At 49.8% G+C, this 1,302-nt stretch carries 1 protein-coding gene; it reads left to right on the top strand.

The window, feature by feature from the left end; genetic code table 11:
* Positions 1-115: 115 nt before the first annotated feature.
* A partial coding sequence (locus DQG23_RS41605) for an IS110 family RNA-guided transposase (RefSeq protein ID WP_113036954.1) occupies positions 116-1,302 on the top strand: 1,187 nt, incomplete at its 3' end.

Below are 1,302 nucleotides of genomic sequence, written 5' to 3'. Positions count from 1 at the left end.
TAGCATTCCTGTAGGTGCTAAGATTTCGGCTTTGAATAGTACGAGCACCCTCTGTATAGTAGATCATGTCACGTGGCTGTGACTAACATGATCCATATCAGGAGGATGCTCTACTATGAAGTTTAAACAACGGGAAGCACAAAATCAACGTATCGCACATATTTCGACCCAACATCTTCTTATCGGTATCGACATTGCGAAGGAACAACACGTAGCCTCTGCTGTAAATTATCGGGGAATGGAGATCGGTCGACCCCTCACCTTCCAGAATAGTGAAGAGGGCTTGAAGAAGCTCATGCGCTGGATGCAGACTTTGCAGCATCAGAACAGCTTTTCATCGGTTATGATCGGCCTGGAACCGACTGGGCACTACTGGCTGAACTTGGCCGGCTGGTTGGCCGGTCAACGTACAGAAGTGGTTCTCGTGAATCCACTGACGGTTAAGCGTAATAAAGAAAATCGAGACAACAGTCAGTCTAAAAACGACATCAAAGACTCGCTCGTCATCGCAGATTGCGTAAGCCGCGGGTTTTACTCTGCTTACGATCCAAACACCGAGATCTATCAGCGGATTCGTATCGTGATGAATGACCGTGAGTATTGGGTCAAGCAATTCACAAGTCTGAAGGGCCGGCTTCTGCGCTGCTTAGATCTATACTTCCCTGAGTACCAGCGGGTGTTTCCAGACTGGGAGATTGTACGGTCTATCGCTACGCTCAAGGCGTTCCCGCTGCCTGAGGATCTCAAACAACTTACGTCGCACGAGATCATTACAGCGTGGAAAGAAAAAGGCGGAATGAAGCGCGCCGGCGGGAAAACGGGCCTAGAGAGCGCTGCCAGGCTTCTTGCTGCCGCCCGCCATTCCATCGGTCGTACACTAGGCGTCCAAGAGGCACGAAACGAGCTGAAACGGCTTGTTGAAGAGTATGAAAGGCACAGCCAAAGACTCAAGGAAATGGAACAAGAACTTGAAGTTCTTCTCGAACAGGCACCGCATGTAACGCTGCTTCGCACCATCAAAGGACTGAATACGATCGTTATCGCAGCGCTATTAGCAGGATGCGGGGATCTGGGCAAGTACGCTCACGGCCGGCAGCTCCTTTCACAGGCGGGGTTAAACTTAACGGATAACCGTTCGGGCCTATACGAGGGCCAAGTAGGGATATCCAAGCGCGGCAGGCGTCAGTTGCGTAAATATCTTTATTTGGGAACGTTGTCCCTGGTTGCCAATCATCCGCAGTTTAAAGCATGGCATGAGCAAAACGTCAAAGAAAAGAAGATGAAAAAGCATCGTTCCATTTT

Origin of the sequence: Paenibacillus contaminans, from assembly GCF_003285015.1 — a bacterium.
Classification (GTDB): domain Bacteria; phylum Bacillota; class Bacilli; order Paenibacillales; family NBRC-103111; genus Paenibacillus_V; species Paenibacillus_V contaminans.
Note: the sequence above shows the minus strand (reverse complement) of the source record. Positions and strands in the feature narration are given on the sequence as shown.